Source organism: Bradyrhizobium sp. CCBAU 53415, from assembly GCF_028128735.1.
Classification (GTDB): Bacteria; Pseudomonadota; Alphaproteobacteria; order Rhizobiales; family Xanthobacteraceae; genus Bradyrhizobium.
This window is the reverse complement of sequence record NZ_LBJF01000026.1, coordinates 419,797-442,275: the sequence shown is the minus strand read 5'-3', so window position 1 is coordinate 442,275 and position 22,479 is coordinate 419,797. Positions and strand designations below refer to the sequence as shown.

The 22,479-nt window shown below is 63.8% G+C and carries 22 protein-coding genes; 15 read left to right on the top strand and 7 right to left on the bottom strand.

Features of this window, described 5'->3' with window-relative positions; all coding sequences use genetic code 11:
* The first annotated feature begins 79 nt into the window (after positions 1 to 79).
* A complete protein-coding gene (locus tag XH87_RS26170; RefSeq protein WP_158669311.1) occupies positions 80 to 622 on the top strand; it encodes a methylated-DNA--[protein]-cysteine S-methyltransferase in 543 nt (180 codons plus the stop codon).
* A gap of 138 nt (positions 623 to 760) precedes the next feature.
* Here XH87_RS26170 and XH87_RS26165 read toward each other — a convergent pair whose 3' ends face one another.
* Both XH87_RS26165 and XH87_RS26160 read right to left on the bottom strand, forming a co-directional pair.
* Positions 761 to 2,305 (bottom strand): acyl-CoA synthetase, encoded by a 1,545-nt coding sequence (locus XH87_RS26165; protein ID WP_271589456.1) that lies wholly within the window; start codon positions 2,303 to 2,305, stop codon positions 761 to 763.
* A gap of 120 nt (positions 2,306 to 2,425) precedes the next feature.
* A complete protein-coding gene (locus XH87_RS26160) occupies positions 2,426 to 3,598 on the bottom strand; it encodes an acetyl-CoA C-acetyltransferase (RefSeq protein ID WP_271589455.1) in 1,173 nt (390 codons plus the stop codon).
* Positions 3,599 to 3,808: 210 nt separating this feature from the next.
* Between XH87_RS26160 and XH87_RS26155 the strand changes: the two genes are divergently transcribed.
* From XH87_RS26155 to XH87_RS26120, 8 genes are all read left to right on the top strand, one after another.
* Positions 3,809 to 4,411, top strand: coding sequence for a TetR family transcriptional regulator (locus XH87_RS26155; RefSeq protein ID WP_271589755.1), 603 nt, complete (start codon positions 3,809 to 3,811; stop codon positions 4,409 to 4,411).
* A gap of 67 nt (positions 4,412 to 4,478) precedes the next feature.
* Positions 4,479 to 5,237, top strand: coding sequence for an SDR family NAD(P)-dependent oxidoreductase (locus XH87_RS26150; protein WP_025033612.1), 759 nt, complete (start codon positions 4,479 to 4,481; stop codon positions 5,235 to 5,237).
* Between the two features lie 188 nt (positions 5,238 to 5,425).
* Entirely contained in the window at positions 5,426 to 6,232 is an 807-nt protein-coding gene (locus XH87_RS26145) for an enoyl-CoA hydratase/isomerase family protein (protein WP_271589454.1), read from the top strand.
* A gap of 45 nt (positions 6,233 to 6,277) precedes the next feature.
* A complete protein-coding gene (locus tag XH87_RS26140) occupies positions 6,278 to 8,149 on the top strand; it encodes an AMP-binding protein (protein WP_271589453.1) in 1,872 nt (623 codons plus the stop codon).
* A gap of 99 nt (positions 8,150 to 8,248) precedes the next feature.
* Entirely contained in the window at positions 8,249 to 9,376 is a 1,128-nt protein-coding gene (locus XH87_RS26135) for an acyl-CoA dehydrogenase family protein (RefSeq protein ID WP_035707118.1), read from the top strand.
* 114 nt (positions 9,377 to 9,490) lie between these two features.
* Positions 9,491 to 10,738 (top strand): acyl-CoA dehydrogenase, encoded by a 1,248-nt coding sequence (locus XH87_RS26130; RefSeq protein WP_271589452.1) that lies wholly within the window; start codon positions 9,491 to 9,493, stop codon positions 10,736 to 10,738.
* 136 nt (positions 10,739 to 10,874) lie between these two features.
* Positions 10,875 to 12,119, top strand: a complete 1,245-nt coding sequence (locus XH87_RS26125; RefSeq protein WP_035707115.1) for an acyl-CoA dehydrogenase — start codon at positions 10,875 to 10,877, stop codon at positions 12,117 to 12,119.
* A gap of 112 nt (positions 12,120 to 12,231) precedes the next feature.
* Entirely contained in the window at positions 12,232 to 12,945 is a 714-nt protein-coding gene (locus XH87_RS26120) for a nitroreductase (protein WP_271589451.1), read from the top strand.
* 89 nt (positions 12,946 to 13,034) lie between these two features.
* Here the strand turns inward: XH87_RS26120 and XH87_RS26115 are convergent, their stop codons facing one another.
* Both XH87_RS26115 and XH87_RS26110 read right to left on the bottom strand, forming a co-directional pair.
* Complete coding sequence (locus tag XH87_RS26115; RefSeq protein ID WP_018316216.1) at positions 13,035 to 13,583, bottom strand: sigma-70 family RNA polymerase sigma factor; 549 nt, start codon at positions 13,581 to 13,583, stop codon at positions 13,035 to 13,037.
* A complete protein-coding gene (locus XH87_RS26110; protein WP_024337325.1) occupies positions 13,583 to 13,816 on the bottom strand; it encodes a NepR family anti-sigma factor in 234 nt (77 codons plus the stop codon). The genes XH87_RS26115 and XH87_RS26110 overlap by 1 nt, the downstream gene beginning before the upstream one ends.
* Positions 13,817 to 14,044: 228 nt before the next feature.
* Between XH87_RS26110 and XH87_RS26105 the strand changes: the two genes are divergently transcribed.
* From XH87_RS26105 to XH87_RS26095, 3 genes are all read left to right on the top strand, one after another.
* Complete coding sequence (locus tag XH87_RS26105) at positions 14,045 to 14,851, top strand: response regulator (RefSeq protein WP_199763028.1); 807 nt, start codon at positions 14,045 to 14,047, stop codon at positions 14,849 to 14,851.
* A gap of 163 nt (positions 14,852 to 15,014) precedes the next feature.
* Positions 15,015 to 15,614, top strand: a complete 600-nt coding sequence (locus XH87_RS26100; protein ID WP_271589450.1) for a nuclear transport factor 2 family protein — start codon at positions 15,015 to 15,017, stop codon at positions 15,612 to 15,614.
* Positions 15,615 to 15,758: 144 nt separating this feature from the next.
* Positions 15,759 to 15,944 carry a hypothetical protein gene (locus XH87_RS26095; RefSeq protein WP_271589449.1) on the top strand — a complete coding sequence of 62 codons (186 nt, stop codon included), beginning with the start codon at positions 15,759 to 15,761 and terminating at the stop codon, positions 15,942 to 15,944.
* A 158-nt stretch (positions 15,945 to 16,102) separates the two neighbouring features.
* Here XH87_RS26095 and XH87_RS26090 read toward each other — a convergent pair whose 3' ends face one another.
* The 3 genes from XH87_RS26090 to XH87_RS26080 form a co-directional block, all read right to left on the bottom strand.
* Positions 16,103 to 16,390 carry a BA14K family protein gene (locus XH87_RS26090; RefSeq protein WP_442868316.1) on the bottom strand — a complete coding sequence of 96 codons (288 nt, stop codon included), beginning with the start codon at positions 16,388 to 16,390 and terminating at the stop codon, positions 16,103 to 16,105.
* Positions 16,391 to 17,058: 668 nt separating this feature from the next.
* On the bottom strand, positions 17,059 to 17,721 hold the full coding sequence (locus XH87_RS26085) for a response regulator (protein WP_271589448.1): 663 nt from the start codon (positions 17,719 to 17,721) through the stop codon (positions 17,059 to 17,061).
* Entirely contained in the window at positions 17,718 to 19,748 is a 2,031-nt protein-coding gene (locus tag XH87_RS26080; protein WP_271589447.1) for a sensor histidine kinase, read from the bottom strand. The genes XH87_RS26085 and XH87_RS26080 overlap by 4 nt, the downstream gene beginning before the upstream one ends.
* A gap of 160 nt (positions 19,749 to 19,908) precedes the next feature.
* Between XH87_RS26080 and XH87_RS26075 the strand changes: the two genes are divergently transcribed.
* The 3 genes from XH87_RS26075 to XH87_RS26065 all read left to right on the top strand — a co-directional run bounded on the left by XH87_RS26075 (position 19,909) and on the right by XH87_RS26065 (position 22,418).
* Positions 19,909 to 20,727 (top strand): Crp/Fnr family transcriptional regulator, encoded by an 819-nt coding sequence (locus XH87_RS26075; protein ID WP_271589446.1) that lies wholly within the window; start codon positions 19,909 to 19,911, stop codon positions 20,725 to 20,727.
* A 55-nt stretch (positions 20,728 to 20,782) separates the two neighbouring features.
* Positions 20,783 to 21,004: a hypothetical protein gene (locus XH87_RS26070; protein WP_271589445.1), complete on the top strand. Its 222-nt coding sequence runs from the start codon at positions 20,783 to 20,785 to the stop codon at positions 21,002 to 21,004.
* A 1,006-nt stretch (positions 21,005 to 22,010) separates the two neighbouring features.
* Positions 22,011 to 22,418 (top strand): hypothetical protein, encoded by a 408-nt coding sequence (locus tag XH87_RS26065; protein ID WP_271589444.1) that lies wholly within the window; start codon positions 22,011 to 22,013, stop codon positions 22,416 to 22,418.
* The last annotated feature ends 61 nt before the right edge of the window (positions 22,419 to 22,479 follow it).

The following is a 22,479-nucleotide window of genomic DNA, read 5'->3' as shown; positions in this document are numbered from 1 at the left end:
ATCGCAACTATTTCCAAGCCTAGATTTGGGAGGAAATCAAATTGGGGGCCTGCAACGGAAGCGAGCCAGGAACCTAGCCATGACCGACCAGCATTTTGCCCTGTTCGACACCCGGATCGGCCTGTGCGCGATCGTCTGGGGCCCGCGCGGCATCAACGGCACGCAATTGCCGATGGGCGGCGAGCAGAAGATCCGCACCCGCATCCACCAGCGCCACGCTGATGCCAGCGAGGCTGAGCCGACCGCCGAGGTGCAGCAGGCGATCGACCGCATGACAAAACTGCTCGCGGGCGAGCCGGACGACCTCACCGACATCCCGCTCGATCTCGACGGGGTGCCCGAGTTCAATCGCGGCGTCTACGAGATCGCCCGCGCGATTCCGCCGGGCAAGACCATCACCTATGGCGACATCGCCAAGCAGCTCGGCGGCGTCCAGCTGTCGCGCGACGTCGGCCAGGCGCTCGGCCGCAACCCGTGCCCGATCGTGGTGCCGTGCCATCGTGTGCTGGCGGCCGGCAACAAGCCCGGCGGCTTCTCGGCAAATGGCGGCGTGGTGACGAAGCTGAAGATGCTCGAGATCGAAGGCGCGCTGGTAAACCACACGCCGAGTTTGTTCGATTGAGGCCAACGGTCTCGTGCCCCGGACGCAGTGCGGCACGTAGTGACGCACTGCAGAGCCGGGGCCCAGAACTCAAGCGAGGTGGGTCCCGGCTCTGCGGCGCACCGCTGCGCGCTGCGCCGCGTCCGGGACACGAGACCTCTAAATCTTCGCCGCGGTCTTCGGCCAGTATTTGTCGCGCAGATGCCGCTTCACCAGCTTTCCCGTGGGCGTGCGCGGCAGCTCGGCTTCGAAATCGATCGAGCGTGGGCATTTGATCGCGGAGAGGCGGCCCTTGCAATAGGCGATCAAATCGGCCTCGAGCGCCTTGCCGGCGCGCGTCATGTCGTGCGGCTGCACCACCGCCTTCACTTCCTCACCCATCTCCTCGTTCGGCACGCCGAACACCGCGACGTCGGCGACGTCAGGGTGCGTGATCAGCACGTCCTCGGTCTCCTGCGGGTAGATGTTCACCCCGCCCGAGATGATCATGTAGGACTTGCGGTCGGTGAGATAGAGGAAGCCGTCCGTGTCGAGATAGCCGACATCGCCGAGCGTCGACCATCCCTTGGCGTTGTAGGCCTTCTTCGTCTTCTCGGGGTCGTTGTGATAGGTGAAGGCGGGCGCGTCGGCGAAGTAGACCGTGCCGATCTCGCCCGTCGGCTGCTCCTCGTCGTTCTCGTCCAGAATCTTGATCTTGCCGACCACGGCGCGGCCGACGCTGCCGCGATGCTCCAACCATTGCTGCGAGTTGCAGACGGTGACGCCGTTGCCTTCCGAGCCCGCGTAATACTCGATCAGGATCGGTCCCCACCATTCGATCATCCTGGCCTTGACGTCGATGGGGCAGGGCGCGGCGGCGTGGATCGCGCCCTTCAGCGTGGAGACGTCGTACTTGGTGCGCACATCGTCCGGCAGCTTCAGCATGCGGACGAACATGGTAGGGACCAGCTGCGATTGGGTGACCTTGTATTTCTCGACCAGCTTCAGGAACTCTTCGGCATCGAAGTGCTCCATGATGATGGAGGTACCGCCGAGCACGATCGCCATCATGTTGAAGCGCAGGGGAGCCGCGTGATACAGCGGCGCCGGCGACAGATAGGTGCTCTCCGCGTTCATGCCGCACATGTCGGCGCAGAGCACGCGCAGGAAGGCGTTCGGCACGTCAATCCTGTTTCCCTCGAAGGCCTTCTTGATGCCTTTGGGCCGGCCGGTCGTGCCCGACGAATACAGCATGTCGTAGCCGGCGACCTCGTCCGCGGTCGACGTGGTCGGCTGCGCGCCCGCTTCCTTGTCGTAGGAACGGAAGCCGGGCAACGGCTCGTCCATCATGTAGAAGATCGGCTCGCCTGCCGCACCCTTGATCAGGCCCTTGATCTGGTCGGCGCATTTCGGCGTGGTGATGACGACCTTGGCGCCGCAATCGGCGATGATGTAGTCGATCTCGTCCTGCTTCAGATAGCGGCTGATCGCGGTGTAATAGAGCCCGCTGCGTTGCGCCGCCCAGCAGATTTCCATGAAGGCGAGGCGGTTTTCCATCAGAAGTGCGATGTGGTCGCCGGCCCTCAAGCCGAGCGAGCGGAACAGCTGCGCGCCCTGGTTCGAGAGCTCGTCGAGCTCGCGATAGGTGATCGCCTTGCCGGTCCCGGCCATCTGATAGGCGATCTTGTCGGGCGTGGTGCGGGCGTGGATGGAGGGGTGGGTCATGGCGTTTCCTCAAAACGCGAATGGCGAGTAGCCAATGGCGAATAGGGAAGAAGGGCCAGAACCGCTCTTCGCCTACTCACCATTCGCTACTCGCCACTCACTACTCGCTTTTGTTTTTTCTTACAGCCGCTCGACGATCGTCACGTTGGCCATGCCGCCGCCTTCGCACATGGTCTGCAGGCCATAGCGCTTGCCGCGCTGGTGCAGGGCGTGGACCAGCGTCGTCATCAGCTTGGTGCCGGAGCCGCCGAGCGGATGACCGAGCGCGATGGCGCCGCCGTTGACGTTGAGGCGCTCCGGATCGGCGCCGGTGGTCTTCAGCCACGCCGTCGGCACCGAAGCGAAGGCCTCGTTGACCTCGAACAGGTCGATGTCGCCGATCTTCATGCCGGCCTTCTCCAGCGCGCGCCTGGTGGCGTGCAGCGGCGCGTCCAGCATGATGACGGGGTCGCCGCCGGTCATGGTCATGTGGTGGACGCGCGCGAGCGGCTTGACGCCGAGTTGCTTCAGGCCGCGCTCGTTCACGACCATCACGCCGGAAGCGCCGTCGCAGATCTGGCTGGCGCTGGCGGCGGAGAGCCTGCCGTTCTCGGCGATCAGCTTGACGCCCTTGATGCCGTCGAGGCTGACGTCGAAGCGGATGCCTTCGTCGATGTGGTGGGTGTCCTTGCTGCCGTCGGCGCGGGTGATCTCGAGCGGCACGATCTCCTTCTTGAAGTGACCGGCCTGCGTCGCCGCGATCGCGCGCTGGTGGCTGTTGTAGGAGTACTCGTCGAGCTCGTCCTTCGAGAGGCCGTACTTCTCGGCCATCATCTCCGCGCCGGTGAACTGGCTGAACACGATGTTCGGATACTTCTTCTCGATGCCCGGGCTCTTGTAGTTGCCAAAGCCGTTCTTGGCCGGAAGCTGCGACGACAGGCCCATCGGAACCCGCGTCATCGATTCCACGCCGGCCGCGATCACCACGTCCATCGCCCCCGACATCACCGCCTGCGCGGCGAAGTGCAGCGCCTGCTGCGAGGAGCCGCACTGGCGGTCGATCGAGGTGCCCGGCACGCTTTCAGGGAGCTTCGACGCCATGACTGCGTTGCGCGCGACGTTGTTGGACTGCTCGCCGACCTGCATCACGCAGCCCATGATCACGTCCTCGACCAGGGCGGGGTCGACCTTGGTGCGATCGACCAGCTCGTCCAGCACCTTCGCGGCGAGATCGGCCGGATGCCAGCCGGCGAGACGGCCCCCCTTGCGCCCGCCCGCAGTACGCGCAGCGGCGACGATATAAGCCTCGGCCATGTCGGTCTCTCCCTGAATTTTTGACGGGGTTGGTTGTCGGGATCGGATTTAAGGGACGGAAGATCGTTTAGTCAATCGATCAATTAACTCTTGTGATGAGGCGCCGCTTGGGCTTATCTGCGCCCGCTTCAAGCGGCGAAAACAGGGATCTCCGTGGCTATCAGCGTACCGAACAGGCTCCCCGGCGGGAAAAATTCCACGGCAGAGAAATTGCTGGTGGCCGCGAGCGAGCTGATGATCGAACGCTCCTCGATCGAGATCTCGCTCTCCGATATCGCGCAGAAGTCCGGCGCCAACGCCGCGCTGGTCAAATATCACTTCGGCAACAAGGACGGCCTCTTGCTGGCGCTGCTCGCACGGGATGCTGCGACCGAGATGTCGAATCTCGAATATCTGCTGGCGCAGCCGATCACGTCGACGGCGAAGCTGAAGCTGCATATCGCCGGCATCATCCGCGCCTATCACCGATTCCCTTACATGAACCGGCTGATCCATTATCTGCTGCACGAGACCAGCGCGGGCTCCGCCGATGAAGTCTCGAAATTCTTCGTTGCGCCGCTGCTGGATTTCCACCGCCGCCTGCTGACCGAAGGCGTCAGCCGCGGCGAATTCCGCCCGACCGATCCGGTGCTGTTCTACACCAGCCTGATCGGGGCCTGCGATCATCTGTTCTTCGGCCGGCACGCGATGTCCCGCGCGACCGGCGTCGGCCCGGTCACCGACGACGTCTGCCGGCACTATATCAAGCACATGGAAACGCTGATCTGCGGCGGCATCCTCACGCAAGCCGAGAAAGCTGCGGCTGCCGGATAATCCGCCGAACTCCCAAGTCTAGAGAAGACAAATCCAGAGAAGAAACGCCCAAGGAAAGGTACAAGCGATGCAGTTGAAAGACGTAGCCGTTCTCATCACCGGCGGTGGCTCCGGCCTTGGCGCTGCGACCGCCCGCGCCATGGCCGCCAAGGGCGCCAAGATCGGCGTGATCGACCAGAGCAAGGAAAACGCCGAGAAGGTCGCCGCCGAAGTGAAGGGCGTCGCGCTCCATGCGGACGTCACCAGCGAAGAGCAGATCAAGGCCGCGATCGCCAAGGCGGAAGCCGCGCATGGCGTCGCGCGCGTGCTGATGAACTGCGCCGGCATCGGCGGCTCGCAGCGCATCGTCGGCCGCGACGGCGTTTATCCCTTGGAAAAGTTCGCGCGCATCATCAACGTCAATCTGATCGGCACCTTCAACTGCCTGCGCCTGTTCGCCGAACGTCTCGTCACTGCGGAGCCGGTCGGCGAGGAGCGGGGCGTCATCATCAACACCGCTTCGGTGGCTGCTTACGAAGGCCAGATCGGCCAGATTGCCTATTCGGCCTCGAAGGGCGGTGTCGTCGGCCTGACCCTGCCGGCCGCGCGCGATCTCGCCAGCCAGAAGATCCGCGTCAACACCATCGCGCCAGGCCTGTTCTTCACGCCGCTGCTGATGGGTTTGAACGAAGAGGCGCGCAAGAGCCTGGGCGCCCAGGTGCCGCACCCCTCGCGTCTCGGCGACGCCAACGAATACGGCATGCTCGCCGTGCACATCGTCGAGAACCCGATGCTGAATGGCGAAACCATCCGCCTCGACGGCGCCATCCGCATGGCGCCGCGCTAGGCGGTGCATCTCTTACCCTCCCTGGAGGGGGAGGGTCGGCGCGAAGCGTCGGGGTGGGGTGATCTCTCCACTCGGGCACTGTTCGGTGGGAGAGACCGTCACCCCACCCCGCTCGCGCTGCGCGCGATCGACCCTCCCCCTCCAGGGGAGGGTGGCAGTCCGGCTCACGACCGATGCATGAGGCCCCCATGTCCCAACCGCTGCTGATCGAGCACGACGACGGCGTCGACCGGGTGATGCTGAACCGGCCCGAGCACCTCAACGCGCTCGATCCGGCGCTGATCGATGCGCTCAACGTCTATTTCCAGGGCCTGCAGCGCAATCGCGACACGCGCGTCGTGGTGCTCCGGGGCGCCGGCAAGAACTTTTGCGCGGGTCTCGACCTCAAGGCCGCGATGGCACGCCGCGCCGGGCAACAGGAGCCGCCCGGCGTCACGGAGTCGCTGGATTCGCAGCGCCGCATCGCCGACATCGTGATGCTGATGCGGCGCTGCCCGCAACCGATCCTGGCGCTGGTGCAGGGCGCGGCAGCCGGCGGCGGCTTTGCACTGGCGCTTGCCTCCGACATCCGCATCGCGACGCGGTCGACGCGAATGAACTGCGCCTTCATCAAGCTCGGCCTCGGCGGCTGCGACATCGGCACCAGTTATTTTCTGCCGCGGCTCGTCGGCGTATCCGTGGCATCCGAACTGATCCTCACGGGACGCTTCATCGGCGCCGAGCGAGCGCTCGCGGTCGGGCTCGTCTCGGAAATCGTCGAGGAGGACAGTCTGGATGACGCGGCTGCGCCTTATGTCGAGGCGATGATGACGGCATCGCCAGTCGGCCTGCGACTGTCCAAGGAATGTCTCAACATGAGCATCGATGCCGGATCGCTGGAAGCTGCGATCGCGATGGAGGATCGCAACCAGGTCCTGTGCAGCCGCTCGGAAGAGTTTTCGGAAGGCATCAGGGCCTTCCTTGAGAAGCGAAAGCCTGTCTATATCAAGCGCTGAACGACGAAGATCCGCAAAGGACAAGTAATTCCGGGAGACGCAAAAATGAGTGGCAACGCGGCGGCGGTGATGACGAAGCCCGCCTTTCGCAAGGTCCAATGGCTCAAGCGTGATATCGACGTCGAACGCCGCGGCGACGGCACGGTGGTGCTGAAGTCGCGCATTCCGCTGCAGCCCTACGAGAAGCACATTCCGGCCTCGCTGGCGAAATGGGCGAAGGAAGCACCCGAGCGCACCTGGCTGGCGCAACGCGGCGGTCCCAACCGCGAATGGCGCAAGGTGTCTTATGGCGAAGCCAAGCGCACCGTGGATGCGCTGACGCAAGGCCTGCTCAATCTCGGGCTCGCCGGCCGGCCTGTCGCGATTCTCTCAGGCAATTCGATCGAGCACGCGCTGATGACGCAGGCCGCGATGCAAGCGCTCTCGCCCGCGGCTCCCGTGTCGCCGGCCTATTCCCTGATGAGCCACGATCACGTCAAGCTGAAGTACCTGTTCGACCTGATCCAGCCGGCTGTCGTGATGGTGCAGGACGGTCCGACCTTCGAGAAGGCGCTGAACGCACTCGATCTCAGCGGCGTCACCGTGGTTCACGTCGCGCGGCCTTGCGACGACATCAAGAGCGTCAGCTTTGCCGAGCTCGCGGCAACGCCGGCGACGGCCAATGTCGAAGCGTCGATTGCACAGGTCGTGCCGCAGACCGTCGGCAAGCTGCTGTTCACGTCAGGCTCGACCGGCATGCCGAAGGCCGTCATCAATACGCAGGAGATGATGTGCGCCAATGCGGCGATGATGATGCAGGTTCGTCCGCGCGCCCCGAGCGGTCCAATCTCGACCATGCTGGACTGGATGCCGTGGAATCACACCATGGGCGGCAACGCGGCGTTTCACCCGATCCTGGTCGACGGCGGTACGCTCTATATCGACGACGGCCGGCCGATGCCGGGCCAGTTCGACGAGACGCTGCGGAACCTGCGCGAGATATCGCCGACCTATTACGCCAACGTGCCGGCCGGCTACGCCGCGCTCGCCGCCGCCATGGAGAAGGACGACGCGCTCTGCCGATCCTTCTTCAAGAACCTTTCGATCATGGCCTATGGCGGCGCGCGGCTGCCGGACGATCTCTATGAGCGCATGCAGGCTCTCGCGGTGAAGACCACCGGCGAGCGCATCGTGTTCTATACCGGCTGGGGCTCGACCGAGACCGCGCCGACCTCGACCGGCACCTATTGGGATACCGAGCGCGTCGGCCTGATCGGCCTGCCGTTCCCCGGCGTCGAATTGAAGATGGTGCCGTGCGGCTCGAAATACGAACTGCGCCTGCGCGGCGTCAACGTCACGCCCGGCTATTTCGGCCAGCCGGAGCTGACCAGGAAGATGTTCGACGAGGAAGGATTTTACTGCATCGGCGATGCCGGCATTTTCGTCGACGATTCCGATCCGGTGCAAGGCATCATCTTCGCTGGCCGCGTGGTGGAGGACTTCAAGCTCACTACCGGCACCTTCGTGCATGTCGGCTCGCTGCGCACCGATACGATTGCGGCGGCGACGCCTGTGGTGCATGACGCGCTGGTCGCGGGACAGGACCGTGCCTGCATCGGCCTCTTGGCCTGGCCCAATTTGCATGCCTGCCGCCAACTCGTCGGCAATCCCGATCTCAGCTTCGCTGAAGCCGTGAAGCACCCTGAGGTGATCGCCTGCTTCAGGCGCGGGCTGGAAGCTCACAACAGGGAGTGCGAGGGCGCCAGCAGCCGCATCATCGCCCGCGCCATGCTGATGGTCGAGCCGCCCTCGATCGACGGCAACGAGCTTACCGACAAGGGCTACATCAACCAGCGCGCCGGCCTCGAGCGTCGCGCGGCGCTGGTCGAGCGGCTTTATGCGGACACGCCGGATCAGGATGTGATCGTGCTGCGATGAGTGCGCAACTCTCTCAACTCGTCATTCCGGGCTCGCGACTTCGTCGCGCCCCGGAATGACGGTCTCAACGACAATGAATGAATAAGAAGGTAGCCCGCCATGAACTTCGACTTCTCCGACGACCAGAAGCAGCTCCGCGACCAGGCGCGCAAGTTCCTCGCCGAAAAATGCGCGCCCAAGGCAGTGCGCATCGTGCTCGACGGCAAGGCGCCTTACGACAAGGAGCTCTGGAAGGGCCTCGCCGAGATGGGCTTCCTCGGCGTCGCAATCCCCGAGGAGTTCGGCGGCGCCGGCGCCGGTCATCTCGAGCTCTGCGTGATCGCGGAAGAAATGGGCCGGGCCAACGCGCCGGTGCCGTTCTCCTCGACCGTGTACCTTGCCGCCGAAGCGCTGCTGATCGCAGGTAGCGACGCGCAGAAGAAGAAATGGCTGCCGGCGATCGCCTCGGGCGAGGCGATCGGCACGCTTGCGCTGTTCGAGGGCAAGGGCAATCCGGCGCCGAAGAATGTCAAGCTGACGGCTGCGAACGGCGTGCTCAACGGCGTCAAGAAGCCGGTCGCCGACGGCGCCATCGCCGATTTCGCGGTGGTCGCAGCACGCACGGGATCGAGCGGGCGCGACAATGACATCTCGCTGTTCCTGGTCGATCTCAAGGCAGGCGGCGTCGAGGTCAAAGGCCTCACCAATCTCGATCCGACCCGCGGCCAGGCCGAAATCACCTTCAAGGACGCCAAGGCCGAGCCGCTCGGCGCGGCGGGCGAAGGCTGGAGCATCCTCACCCGGGTGCTCGACCGCGCCGCGGTGCTGTGCGCCTTCGAGCAGGTCGGCGGTGCCGATCGCGCGCTGGAGATGGGCAGGGATTACGCGCTCGACCGCATCGCCTTTGGCCGGCAGATCGGCTCGTTCCAGGCGGTGAAGCACATGCTCGCGGACATGTACGTCTCGGCGACGCTGGCGCGCTCCAACAGCTATTACGGCGCCTGGGCGCTCTCGACCAATGCGGCCGAGCTGCCGGAAGCCGCCGCCGCCGCGCGCATCAGCGCGACGCAGGCATTCCAGCACTGCGCCAAGAACAACATCCAGGTTCACGGCGGCATGGGATTCACCTGGGAGTTCGATTGCCACATGTACTATCGCCGCGCGAATGCGATGGCGCTGGGGCTCGGCAGCCTGTCCTATTGGGAAGACCAGTTGATCGACCGGATGAGGAAGAAGAACGCGGCGTGATGTCATTCCGGGGCGCCGCACAGCGGCGAACCCGGAATCTCGAGATGAGTGGATAACCTCTAGATTCCGGGTTCGACGCTTCGCATCGCCCCGGAATGACGGAAAGAAAAGACCATGAACTTCGACGATACCCCGCAGGAAGCCGAATTTCGCGCCACGGCACGCGCCTGGATCGCCGCGAACGCGCCGAAGCAATACGAGGACGAGCTGCGCAAATCCTCACTCGGCCGCACGCAGCTCAAGAACGCCAATATTCTGGAGGTCGCAAAAGCCTGGCAGAAGAAGAAAGCCGATGCCGGCTGGGCCTGTCTGCACTGGCCGAAGGAATATGGTGGCCGTGGGTCGTCGCCGATCGAGCGTGTGATCTGGCAGCAGGAGGAGGGCCCGTTCGGAAAGCTCTCGCACATGTTCATCATCGGCCATGGCATGTGCGGGCCGACCATGATGGCGTTCGCGCGCGAGGAGCATAAGCGCAAATATCTGCCGCCGCTCGCGTCCGGCGAGAAGGTCTGGTGTCAGCTGTTTTCCGAGCCCGCCGGCGGCTCCGACGTCGCGGGACTGCGCACGCGTGCCGAGAAGGATGGCGACGAATGGGTCATCAACGGTCAGAAGATCTGGACGTCGGGCGCGCATTATTCCGACTACGGCATCCTCTTGACCCGCACCGATCCGACCGTGCCCAAGCACAAGGGGCTCACCATGTTCTTCCTGGACATGAAGAGCCCGGGCGTCGAGGTCAGGCCGATCAAGCAGGCGAGCGGCGCTTCCGACTTCAACGAGGTCTATTTCACCAATGTCCGCATTCCCGATCATCAGCGCCTCGGCGGGGTCGGTGACGGCTGGAACGTGTCGCTGACCACCCTGATGAACGAGCGCATGTCGATCGGCGCGGGTGTTGCGACCGGCTTTCCGGAACTGTTCGACTATTGCTCCAGCCTGATGCTGGAGGATGGTCCTGCGATCGAGGACCGCGCGGTGCGCTCCAAGCTGGCGAACTGGGCGGTGAAGGCGAGCGGCCTGCGCTACACCAGCATGCGTGCGATCTCGGCGCTGTCGAAAGGCGAGCGGCCGGGACCGGAGAACTCGATAGGCAAGCTGGTGGCGGGCTCGATGATCCAGGATGTCGCGACCTACGCGCTGGATCTGCAAGGCGCGGCCGGTGTGGTCAGCGGCCCGGAAGACGCCGAAGTCGCCGGTCGCTTCCAGGCCATGCTGCTGCGCGCGCCGGGCACCCGCGTCGAGGGCGGTACCGACGAGATCATGCGCAACATCATCGCCGAGAGGGTGCTGGGCCTGCCCGGTGACATCCGTGTCGACAAGGACGTGCCGTTCAACAAGATCCCGACCAAGGGAAGAGGCTGATCGTGTCCCGGACGCGGTGCGGTACGAAGTACCGCTCCGCAGAGCCGGGGACCCAGAGGCCGCAATGGGCCCCGGCTCTGCAGCGCACCGCTTCGCGCTGCGCAGCGTCCGGGGCACGAGAGAGGAGAGTTCGAAGATGAATTTCGACGATACGCCACAGGAAGCCGCATTCCGCGAAACCGCTCGCGAATGGATCGAGACCAATGCGCCGAAGGAGCTGCATGCCGAGCTGTCGAAATCCTCGCTCGGCCGGATCCGGCTCGCTCACCACGACATCGTCGATGTCGGCAAGGCCTGGCAGAAGAAGAAGTTCGAGGGCAATTGGGCCTGCCTGCACTGGCCGAAGGAATATGGCGGCCGCGGTGCGACGCCGATCGAGAAGGTGATCTGGCAGCAGGAGGAGGGCGTTTACGGCAAGCTGACGCAGCCGTTCCAGATCGGCGAGGGCATGTGTGGCCCGACCGTGATGGCCTTCGGCAGCGAGGACGCCAAGCGCCGCTATTTGCCGAAGCTCGCTTCGGGCGAGGAGATCTGGTGCCAGCTGTTCTCCGAGCCATCGGCCGGCTCCGACGTCGCGGGCTTGCGCACCCGCGCCGAAAAGAAGGGCGACAATTGGGTCGTGAACGGACAGAAGATCTGGACCTCGGGCGCGCACTATTCCGACTACGGCCTTTTGATCGCGCGCACCGATCCGAACGTGCCCAAGCACAAGGGCCTCACCATGTTCTTCCTGGACATGAAGAGCGAGGGGGTCGAGGTTCGCCCGATCAGGCAGGCCAACGGCATGCAGGAGTTCAACGAGGTCTATTTCACCGACGTCGTGATCCCCGACAGCCAGCGGCTGGGGGCCGTCGGCGAGGGCTGGAGCGTCTCGCTGACCACGCTGATGAACGAGCGCATGTCGATCGGCGCGCGCCTTGCGACCGGCGTGCCTGAGATGTTCGAGTTCTGCTCCAATTTGATGCTGGAAGACGGGCTCGCGATCGACGATCCCGCCGTGCGCTCGAAGCTCGCGAGCTGGGCGGCGAAGTCGAGCGGGCTGAAATATACCAGCTACCGCACGATCTCGGCGCTGTCGAAGGGCGAGCGGCCAGGTCCGGAGAACTCGATCGGCAAGCTGGTGTCGGGCATGATGCTGCAGGACATCGCGACCTACGCCATGGACCTGCAAGGCGCGGCCGGTGTTCTCACAGGCAACGACGAGGAGACGGTGCAGGGCCAGTTCCAGCAGATGCTGCTGTCCTCGCCCTCGATGCGCATCGCCGGCGGCACCGACGAGATCCTGCGCAACATCATCGCCGAGCGCGTGCTGGGCCTTCCCGGCGACATCCGCGTCGACAAGGACGTGCCGTACAACAAGATCCCGACCAAAGGGCGGTGATGATTGTCGTGTCCCGGACGCGCCGCAGAGCCGGTACCCAAAAGCTGCAATGGGCCCCGGCTCGGCAGCGCTGAAGAAGCGCTGCGTCCGGGGCGCGAAAACGAGGCAAATCATGGACGCCAAAGTGCCCAACGCCAAATACTCCACCCAGGACCGCATCGGCGTGCTCGAAGAGCTCCTCAACGAGCGCTACTCCGTCCGCGCGTTTCTTCCGAAGGAAGTCGATCGCGCGACCATCGAGCATGTGCTGACCACCGCGCAGCGCACCGCGTCATGGTGCAACAGCCAGCCCTGGCAGGTCATCATCGCCAGTGGCGAGGCCAAGCAGCGCTTTCGCAAGGCGATCTATGCGGAGGCCTCGAAGGGCCTCGGCGACGATTATGACTTCACGCCGCCGCGCGAATATGCCGGGGTCTATCTGGAACGCCGCCGCGAGAGCGGCTTTCAGCTCTACAACACGCTCGGCATCGCCCGCGGCGACAAGGCCGCGTACGCCAGGCAGGCGCTGGAGAACTACAATTTCTTCGGCGCGCCGCATGTCGCCATCATCCACACCGACGAGCCGCTCGGCATCTACGGTGCGATCGATTGCGGCGCTTATGTCGGCAATTTCATGCTGGCCGCGCAGGCGCTCGGGCTCGGGACGATTCCGCAGGCAGCGCTCGCGCGGCATTCCGGGCTGATCCGCCGGCATTTCAATCTGCCCGACGACCGCCGCGTCGTCTGCGGCATCTCGTTCGGCTATGCTGACCACGCGCACAAGGTCAACAGCTACCGCACCTCGCGTGCGCGCGTGGCCGATACCGTCACCTTCGTGGATGAGTGATCGAGCGCTTCATCCATGCTGCAGACACGCGAAGACGGCCGTGGAAACGGCCGCCTTCAGCTTTATCCGAGCCTTGCTGCCGCCGGCCGTCAGCCGCCGCTGCCGCCGATCACGGCGCGCACGGTCTCGTCGGGCCCGAAATCCTCGGCGCCATCGACATAGAGCAGCGCCGCGAGCTTGGAGCGCGCGCGGTTTACGCGGCTCTTGATCGTGCCGACCGCGCAGCCACAGATCGAGGCCGCGTCCTCATAGGAGAAACCGGACGCCCCGACCAGGATCAACGCTTCACGCTGATCCTGCGGAAGCTTGTCGAGCGCCGTGCGAAACTCCTCGAATTCGAGATGCGCGTTCTGCGAAGGCTGTGTCTTCAGCGTCTTGGCGTAATTGCCTTCGGCATCCTCGACCTCGCGCCGCCGCTTGCGATAGTCGGAGCGGAACAGGTTGCGCAGAATCGTGAACAGCCAGGCCGGCAGGTTGGAGCCGGGCTGGAACGAGTCGATGTTGGCGAGCGCGCGGAGCAGGGTCTCCTGGACGAGATCGTCGGCGCGGTCCGCATTGCCGCTGAGCGAGATGGCGAAGGCGCGCAGGCTGGGCACCGCCGCCAGGATGTCGTTACGCAGCGAGTCCGTGAGAGGCATCAATCCCTCCCATTGTTGTTGTCGTTGGATCCGCCCTCATTTTCCACGTGGGGTGTCGCTCCCGGCGCATCAAGCTTCTTGATCAGTTCTGCGAACCGATCTGGAACCCCTTGTCGCACCACATCGTCGTACATGGCGCGCAACTGGTGGCCGATCCGGGATTGGATTTCCGGAGTGAGCCCTCCCTTGCCGGGGGTCGTGCTTCTGCTGGCTTGAGACTTGAGATCTTTCATGACCTGTTCCACGTTTCCCCGAGTTAAGTGACTGCAAAATCGAGAGGTTTTCTCAACCGGGAGCCGTTCCCTGGATAGGCACAATTCCAGGTGCGCTAAAAAGTTCCCAGCCCGGCGGAACTTTTCTTGACCTGATGCGTAATCAGCCCAGGGGAACCCGGGCCCCCCGCGCGATGCCTGACCTCAGGATTGGACCTCAAGGTTGGCCCGAAGATGAATGGAGTGGGGATGTCCCGTTCACAGCTTGTTGCTGAACACTTGCCGTTGTTGCGCCGGTACGCGCGCGCCCTGACGGGCAGCCAGGCCTCCGGTGACGCCTATGTCGCAGCCATGTTGGAAGCCATGCTGGGAGATCCGTCGGTGCTCGACGAGAGCCATGGGCCTCGGGCCGGCCTGTTCCGGCTGTTCACCCAGATCTGGAATTCGGTCTCTGTCAACGACGATGCCGAAGTGACGACCCTGCCGATGCCGCCGGAGCGGCGGCTGTCGAACATCACGCCGCTGCCGCGTCAGGCCTTCCTGCTGCTTTCGCTCGAGGGCTTTTCGGAAGAGGAAGTCGCCTTCATCCTCGGCACCGATGTCGCGGAGACGCGGCGGCTTGCGGACGCTGCCGGACGCGAGATGGCGGCCGAGATCGCGACCGACGTGCTGATCATCGAGGACGAGACCTTCATTGCCATGGACCTCGAGAGCCTGGTGAAGAATCTCGGCCACAACGTCGTCGGCGTTGCGCGCACCCATGCCGATGCGGTGGCGCTGGCCAAGAACAGGCGGCCCGGCCTGATCCTCGCCGACATTCAACTCGCCGATGGCTCGTCGGGCCTGGATGCGGTCAACGAACTGCTGCGCACCTTCGAGGTGCCCGTGGTGTTCATCACGGCCTACCCTGAGCGCTTCCTCACCGGAGAGCGGCCCGAGCCGGCGTTCCTGATCTCGAAGCCGTTCCAGCCGGCGATGGTGTCGGCGGTGGCGAGCCAGGCGCTGTTCTTCCAGCGCAACTCGCGCAATCGGGCGCCAAAGGCGCCGGCGGCGTAATGACGCCCTGATAGCCCGCCAATGGGCGAAGCAATCTGATCCGGCGTGCCGTAAGGCACGCCGGATTTTTCATGTCCGCTGCGATGCTTGACGGCCGTTGAATTCACCGCCCATACCTGATGCAGCGGCTGCGCCTGTGGCCGCACCAATCGGAGATGTGCCCATGGACCAGCCGCTGCTCGATCGCCTCGCCATTCGCGACCTCGTCGAGAACTGGGCGGTCTGGCGCGATGCCGGCGACTGGGAGCGCTTTGCCACGGTCTGGCATGACGAGGGCTGGATGTCCGCCACCTGGTTTCAGGGACCGGCGCGGGATTTCATGCGGGTCAGCCAGGAGGGATTCGCGAAAGGCGTGCGCATCCTGCATTTCCTCGGCGGCACCAGCATCGACCTCGCGGGCGAGCGGGCCATCGCGCAGACCAAGATGACGATCTCGCAGCGCGCTCCGGTGCACGGCGTGCTCTGCGACGTCGTCTGCACCGGCCGCTTCTACGACTTCTTGGAGAAGCGGCAGGGGAAGTGGGGCATCGTCCGCCGCCAGCCGATCTACGAGAAGGACCGGATCGACCCGGTCGATCCCGCCGCGACGGTTCAACTCGACGAGAGGGCGCTCGCCGCGCTGCCTGAAGGCTATCGCCATCTCGCCTACATGCAGGAACTGATCGGCTACAAGGTCAAGCGCGACATGCCGGGCCTGATCGGACCTGAGGTCGAGAAGCTCTATGGCGAAGGCCGGGACTGGCTGGCGGGGACAGCGAACTGAGCGTCGGACGATCGGCTACGATCCCTGGCAACCGGATGCGACGCATGCGGGTCGGGCATTTCCCGACATCGGATGGAGGTTACCTGACTGACGACAGGACGTCAGGACATGCAAAATTCAGCCGGGACCGTCGAGGAGGAGATCATGGGACTCGCGATCGGCTTGGCTATGCTGGTGATTGCCGTGGTGCTGATTTACGTCGGGCTGCCCGACCGGCAGGGTGGCAGTCCGCGTTTTCTACGTTTCGAGGCCGCATCCATCCTGTATCCACCCCTGATCCTTGTGTTCATCGCGATCGGTACGGCTCAGGTCGTTTTCTCTCTCGATTGACACGATCGTGCGCCGATGCGCACGAATGTCGACGTGGCAAGAGGGCGACGGACACCGCCGATCGACCGATCCCGTTCCCGTCGAGCACCACGTTCCGATCGGGGTTGCGCGCATCAGGAAGGGTTGCTCGAGGTCCGTCGCCCGCATGAGGCACAAAATCACGGACAGGGATGCCGCTGCCCGTCGTATCCAAGATACGTGCCCGAAGCCGGATCGTAGGATTTGAAGCGTTGCGAGCAATATGCAGCGTTCTCCGCAGCCTGGGCGCGGCTGTTAGCGATTGCTCCCCCAATGGCGGCGCCGGCCGCGAATCCGCCTAGCGCCGGGCCCCAACCGTAGCGGTGCGGATACCCATAGCGCCATCCATGATGGTGATAACGATGATCCCAACCTCCCCGCCATTGAACGGCGACGATGTCGGAGGGCGCGCCGGGCCTGCTCTGCATCGCGAGAGGCGCGGCGATCGCACCATTGACGCAAAGAGTGGCCGCAAGCAGCGCGCCTGCAGCAGTTGGCCCCTGCAAATGTCGCATTTTCAATCTCCGTTGGTTTCGTTTTGCGCTAGGTAAATTCATTGGCTAGCCTGAGGTTCAGTCAAGGCGGGTACAGACACGTACCGAAGCAAGCTGTCCATCGCGGGTCCGGCAAGAGTGCGTACCGAAGCGTACGTTCCGAGCCGATATGCACTGACATCTGCGAGGGGCCGTCGTAAGATGTCGTCGCGGTGAAAGACAAAAATTCGAGCCGTCAGAATCACTTCCAGAAGCGAGTGCGGCTCCGGCGCTTATGCCGGAGCCGTTTTCCCGTAAGGCTGAAAAGCTCGCCTACTCCTCTCTTCTTGAACCGCCGCCCAGCCGACGTCTGCCCCGCAAGAAGCGCAGCGTGCGGTGCCGAACCAGATAGCACGGCGCGGAAGCGTACCGCCGTGCATTGAAAAGTGGGGAGCCGGGCATCACAATCGACTTGATACTGGATCCCAGGTCCGGTGTCGGCCTCGATTGCTGCAGGGACCCCGGCTCAGCCCCCGAGCCGGGGTCTTTGCTGCGCCCTTCGACATGCGAGCGAGCGCCGCGACGTTGCCGCGGACGAGGACTGCCACGGCATCGTCACGTCGTCATTCCTTGGATAGATGATCGAGCCAGCCTTGCGAGACGCCGTAGCGTACGATGTCGGCCCGCTTATGCAGCCCCAGTTTCTCGACGGCTCGCGATTTATGGGTTTCGATGGTCTTGATGCTGACGTCCAGACGCGCAGCGATTTCCTTATTGCTAAATCCCTGGGCAATGAAGCGCAGGACCTCGGCTTCGCGCGGCGTGAGCTCGAGCTGAGTTGCGCTCTCGGAAGGTGCGTGATCGCCCGGTGGAGATGGCAGCGCTTTCTCCGCGATCGCCGGGTCCAGATAGATCCCGCCCTCGGCGATCGCTCGGATGGCACGCACCAGCTCATCCGCTGCGGATCGCTTGAGCAGATATCCGCGTGCGCCGGCCTGCAACATCGGCTGAACGTAAGCGCGATCCTCGTGCACCGTGAGCGCCAGCAGTCGAACGTTGGGGAACTCGATCGCAATTCGTTGCGCCAGTTCGATGCCGCCAACGATCGGAAGCGAGATATCGAGCACGGCAATATCCGGTCGCTCCCTGCCGATGACGTCGATCGCGTTCTGCCCGTCGGTCGCCTCGCCAACGATGGAGATGTCCTGAACGGGCTCGAGCAAGGCCTTCATGCCTGCAAGAACAAGTGGATGATCATCAGCCAGCGTGATTCGGATCGGTTTCACGAGCCTGCGTCCTGTCCGGAAAGAGGTATCGTCATGAAGAGTGTCGTCCCGATGTTGGGCGCGGATTCGACGGTAAGCGATCCGCCGAGCAGCGACAGCCGCTCCTCCATGACGGAAAGGCCGAGTCTGGAAGCGTTGAGGCCCGACAGTTTCGACGGATCGAAGCCGGTCCCGTCGTCTTCGACGATGACGCGAAGTTCGTCCTTTCGCCGGTCGAAGACGAGACTGACGTTGCGCGCATTGCCATGCTTGGCCACATTGTTGAGAGCTTCCTGAATCGCACGGTAAAGAGCGATCTCGACTTCGAGCGGGAGACGATCTGCCGGTCCGATCAACTGGACGTCGGTACTGATTCCGAAGCGCCGGGTCCACTCCGCACAGAACGCTTCGATGGCTCTGTGCAGTCCAAGATCGTCGAGGGCCGTAGGACGAAGGTCTGCAGCGATCTCGTGAATGTCTCGTCCGATCCCACTGGCGAGCCCCTGCAGCCAGTGCAACTTATCGACCTGAGCCGGATCGGAGGATGTCGTCGCGAGCGATTGCTCGAGATTCTTCAACCCCAGCAGCAGCCCGGTCACCGTCTGACCGATCTGATCGTGCAATTCACGGGAGATTCGCCGGCGTTCGTTCTCCTCTGCGTCGCCGAGCCGCCGCAGCAGGCGCTGGCGATCGAACTCCGCCCGCTTCATCTCGTCAATGTCCAGGAGCACGCCGATGACGACTTCGGCGTTGTGCCCGTCGATCCGCGAGCTGCGCCCGCTGGCGCGCAGCCAGCGGCCGTCCGGAGGAGCGGTGCGGAACTCTGCGGCGACGGTGTCGCTCTTGCGGGATTGCAGCAATATTCTCTCGAACCGGGCGCGGTCTGCCGGATCGATGCCGGTCAGGAGCATCTCGAAGGGCAGGCTCACGTCGCCGGTGGCGACGCTCTTGGTGATCTTGAGCATGTCCAGGGCCCGTTGCGAGGCGATGACTTCGCCAGTCGATACGTTCCAGCTGAATACTCCGAGATCCGCTGCATCGACCATGAGCCGTCGTCTTTCCTCGCTCTGTCTCAGGGCCAGCGCGGCCTGGGCCTCCTGCTCGACGCGTCGCTGCGATATGTCACGCGCCGTGAACCAGACGAGTGCGAGCCCGAGGGCCAAGCTCACGGCGCCTCCACTGGCGAGAAAAATCGCCGACCGGCGGACCGGGGCATCGAGTTGGTCTGTCGGGATACCGAGGTGAACCGACCAACCGCCTGTGCCTGGCAGTTCCTTATAGATGGAGTCGGCCTTGGCTCCTTCGAGCGTCGTACCGACATAGCTGCCCTGGGACCCCTCGGCGATTGCTTCCCGCACGGATGCGCTGGCTGGACGGCCGAGCTCAAATTGCTCGGCGACGGTCCGCGCGACGATGTTGCCCTTGCCATCGACGACGACGCCGACCCATCCAGGCGGCGCCCCTGCGCTCTTCAGAATCTGGCTGACCGCGTCGGGTACCAGCGCGACAGTCAGGACGAATCTGAGGTCGCCATTCCGTTCGACGGGTGCTCGCAAGGCGACGAGGCGTTTACCCGAAATCGGACCCAGAGGTCCAATTCCCCCGATCGCCGCCTTGCGGGTCGTCAGGATTCTCTCGAAATTCTCCCGATCTGCAGTTGCCCCGAGATCGGCTCCGATGGGGCGTAGCAGATTGAGCACTTGATTGCCCTTGGGATCGACCAGCTCGATCGTTTCCCAGAGAGGCCTGGTTTCCTTGACGCGCAGAGCCTCGACATAAAACGATGCGAGATCCGAAGTATCAAGGCTGGCTGAGGCAGCAAGCGTCTCCGCGATCTGGACCTGAAGCGCCAAATCCGAAGAGATTCGCGTCACGACACGGTCGAGCGTTTCGAGGGCGGCAAGGCGCGAGTCGGTCCGCTCTTGGCGGGCATTCAGGAAAACGACCCAGCCCGCGAACAGAACGAGCGGAATGGCCGCTGCCATGACGAGCAGGATCAGCGGACGTTGCGCGGCCCGCGCCGAGCTTGGTTGGACAACTGCTTTCACTCTCGGTGCCTCACGCCAGCATAGACGCGGTTCGAAAACCGCCGCAACCCGCCGAAGCCCGCTTGTCAGGCTTTTCCTGACGGGAACCGTCCTTCAGCCCGACTGGGCCAAACGTGACCCGCTCCCCATGATTGGTCAAACGGCAACCGAGAGATGGCACATGCTGGAATTGGATCTCGCAAAGATAGACGCGCGAAACTCGGGGACTGCTTCGCCGATCGTGTCGGGGATCGCTCCCCAGGCGCGCGACGCATCGTCTCCCTCCTTGGGCAACGATCTCATCGCGCATCTCTCGCCTCGGTCGCGTCGATTGCTTCTGGACCGCTGCGATTCGATCGGCTTGACGGCAAGACAGGTGCTGCAGGAACGAGGTCTTCCCCTGCAATTCGCATACTTCATCGAGTCCGGCGCGGCGTCGCTCACGACCCGGGCCGGAGATTGCCCGCCTGTCGAAATCCATACCCTGGGGAAAAAGGACTTCGTCGGCGTCCCCCTGGTGCTGGGAATGCGGGTCTCTCCGCACCGGTGCACTGTTCACGTCCCTGGAAAGGCGCTGCGGATCCAAACCGACGCGTTGATCGCGTTGATCAAGACGGACACAGAGGTGGAAAAGCTGTTGCTGCGCTACGTCCAGGCAACGCTGATACACAGCGCTCAGCTGGTCGCATGCAACTCGCGGCACAATCTGTCCCAGCGGCTGGCCCGATGGCTGCTGGTCGCGCGCGACCGGATCGGAGAGAACGAGGTTGCCTTGACTCACAAATGCATGGCGCAAGCGCTCGGCGTACGCCGTGCCGGCATCACGACCGCGGTGGGGGACATGGAGGCAAACGGTCTGATCCGGCGGAGCCGCGGGCGAACGGTGATCGTCGATGAGGCCCGCCTGGAGCAGGCATCCTGCGACTGCTTCCGCGTCATTCGATCTGCCCACGAGAATTCTCTGTTGGGACCGATCGCGTTGCGCGTCGCGCATCCTTGACCTCAGGGTTTTGCGTGGGGCTCCTGCAAAAGGAGTCATGCGGCATGAGTTTGGCATGATCGTTGGAAAGAGCAAATTGCAGTCTGATACGGAAATTCTTCTGGAGGCACTCGAGGAGACCAAGCGCCTCATTGCGTCGGCCGGAGCTGCCGGCCCGACATGCAGGTTCGAGCAGCGTGAGCTCCTGAATATGATCGAGTTCATAATTTATGATCCGGCTGTCGCGCGGGCCGCGGAGCGGCTGAAGCTGCGTGCACGATTGAAAGCGGTCGTCTGACCGACTTTGCGCCGTCGATCCACTCAGCATATTGCGGAATGAGGCGACCGAACACGCTTTGCGCGGCAGGCTACTTCTTTCTGGGAAGGACCTGCCTCTTGATCGCGGATCCGGCCAGGATGCAGTTTCGCCCCACCGCAAGAAGTTCGTGAGCGGTACCTCGGTTGGTCCGACGTCGGCTTGCCGTGCTCCTCGTACTTGATCGCGTGCCGCCACGTAGCGATACGAGGCGGTGACGCCTAAGAGGAATCCTCGGCCGGATCGTTGATGGCGTCGATCAGGTGCGCCACAAGAATGCTGACGCTGAAGAACATCATGCAGGCGACGACAATTCCGATCATTCTCGTGCCTCCGATGTGCGGGATGACACGTAGCTCGCCAGAACCGCTTCCCAAACCCGGTCGAGAATGGTTTGGAAGATAGCCGTCCGACGCCATGATTTCCCGGCACGCGCCGGGATCTTGCGCGCGGGCCGGGGGCCTCCCGGTCCTGGCAACAAAACGCCGGGGCCGTCACTTCGGCCGGTAGATGGGCTGCTGCCGATTGTCGATCGCACGAACATTGTCATATCCAGTCTCCCGGGATGGCAGCGGTGCTCAGTAAAGCTGGAGTTCAAATGACTTCGGGACCAGTCGGGTTGACTCCCCGGGCAGTCAGGAAATTCCCGACGTCGCGACGGCGCAACGAATGAGCGCGATGCCGGCTTCCCGCCGAGCGCGCTCCGCGGCTTTCAATGGAATCTCGTGGGGGGGGGGTCTGTGCGGACAAAAGTAAGGCGCGACCGGCATCACCACAGTCGCGCCCTACGTCGCCGGCTTATGGGGCAGGGGGGAATAGCCGGCTGCTGAGACGACTCCTGCCTGCGAAAGTCGTTCCAACAGGCACGAAATATTTTGCGGGTCTGCGGCATTTTTCGCACACGGTTAAGTGATCGTAACGGCTGAGAACCCCCGATCCTCTGGCGGCGTTGTTCCCGCGATCGCCATGGGGCGAGGGATCGGCAGCCATGTCACAGGTTCAGAGGGTATTTTTGAGTGCCGTCGCGATTGTCGCGACGCTCGGTGCCGTGCAATTGGCCTCCGGGCACGATCTGGCCGACCGCTGGCAAGCGGTCGCCGACAAGGCTGACAAGCCGGGCCACAACGTCAATCGCGCCGCCAAGGCGGACCGGCTCGCCGAAATCAGGCCGGCGCCGGTCCCCACCCGCACGGTGTCGATGCGGCTGAACGACCTCGCCGATACGTCAGTGCTGCTGCGGGTTCCCGCGGTGGTTGAGACCGGCAACGCCAAACCGCGACTGCTGCTCCAGAACCAGAAGAAGGTTCGCAGCAAGCCGACGATCGCCTGCGAGCCGATGGTCAGCTCCCTGACCGAGGTCGCAAGGCTGCTCCAGCCCGGCCGCTGCGTGACCTGATCCGCGCCTTTTTGCGGCGGTGGCTCTCCGGACGGATGCTTCACATCCTCTTGATCCGCCG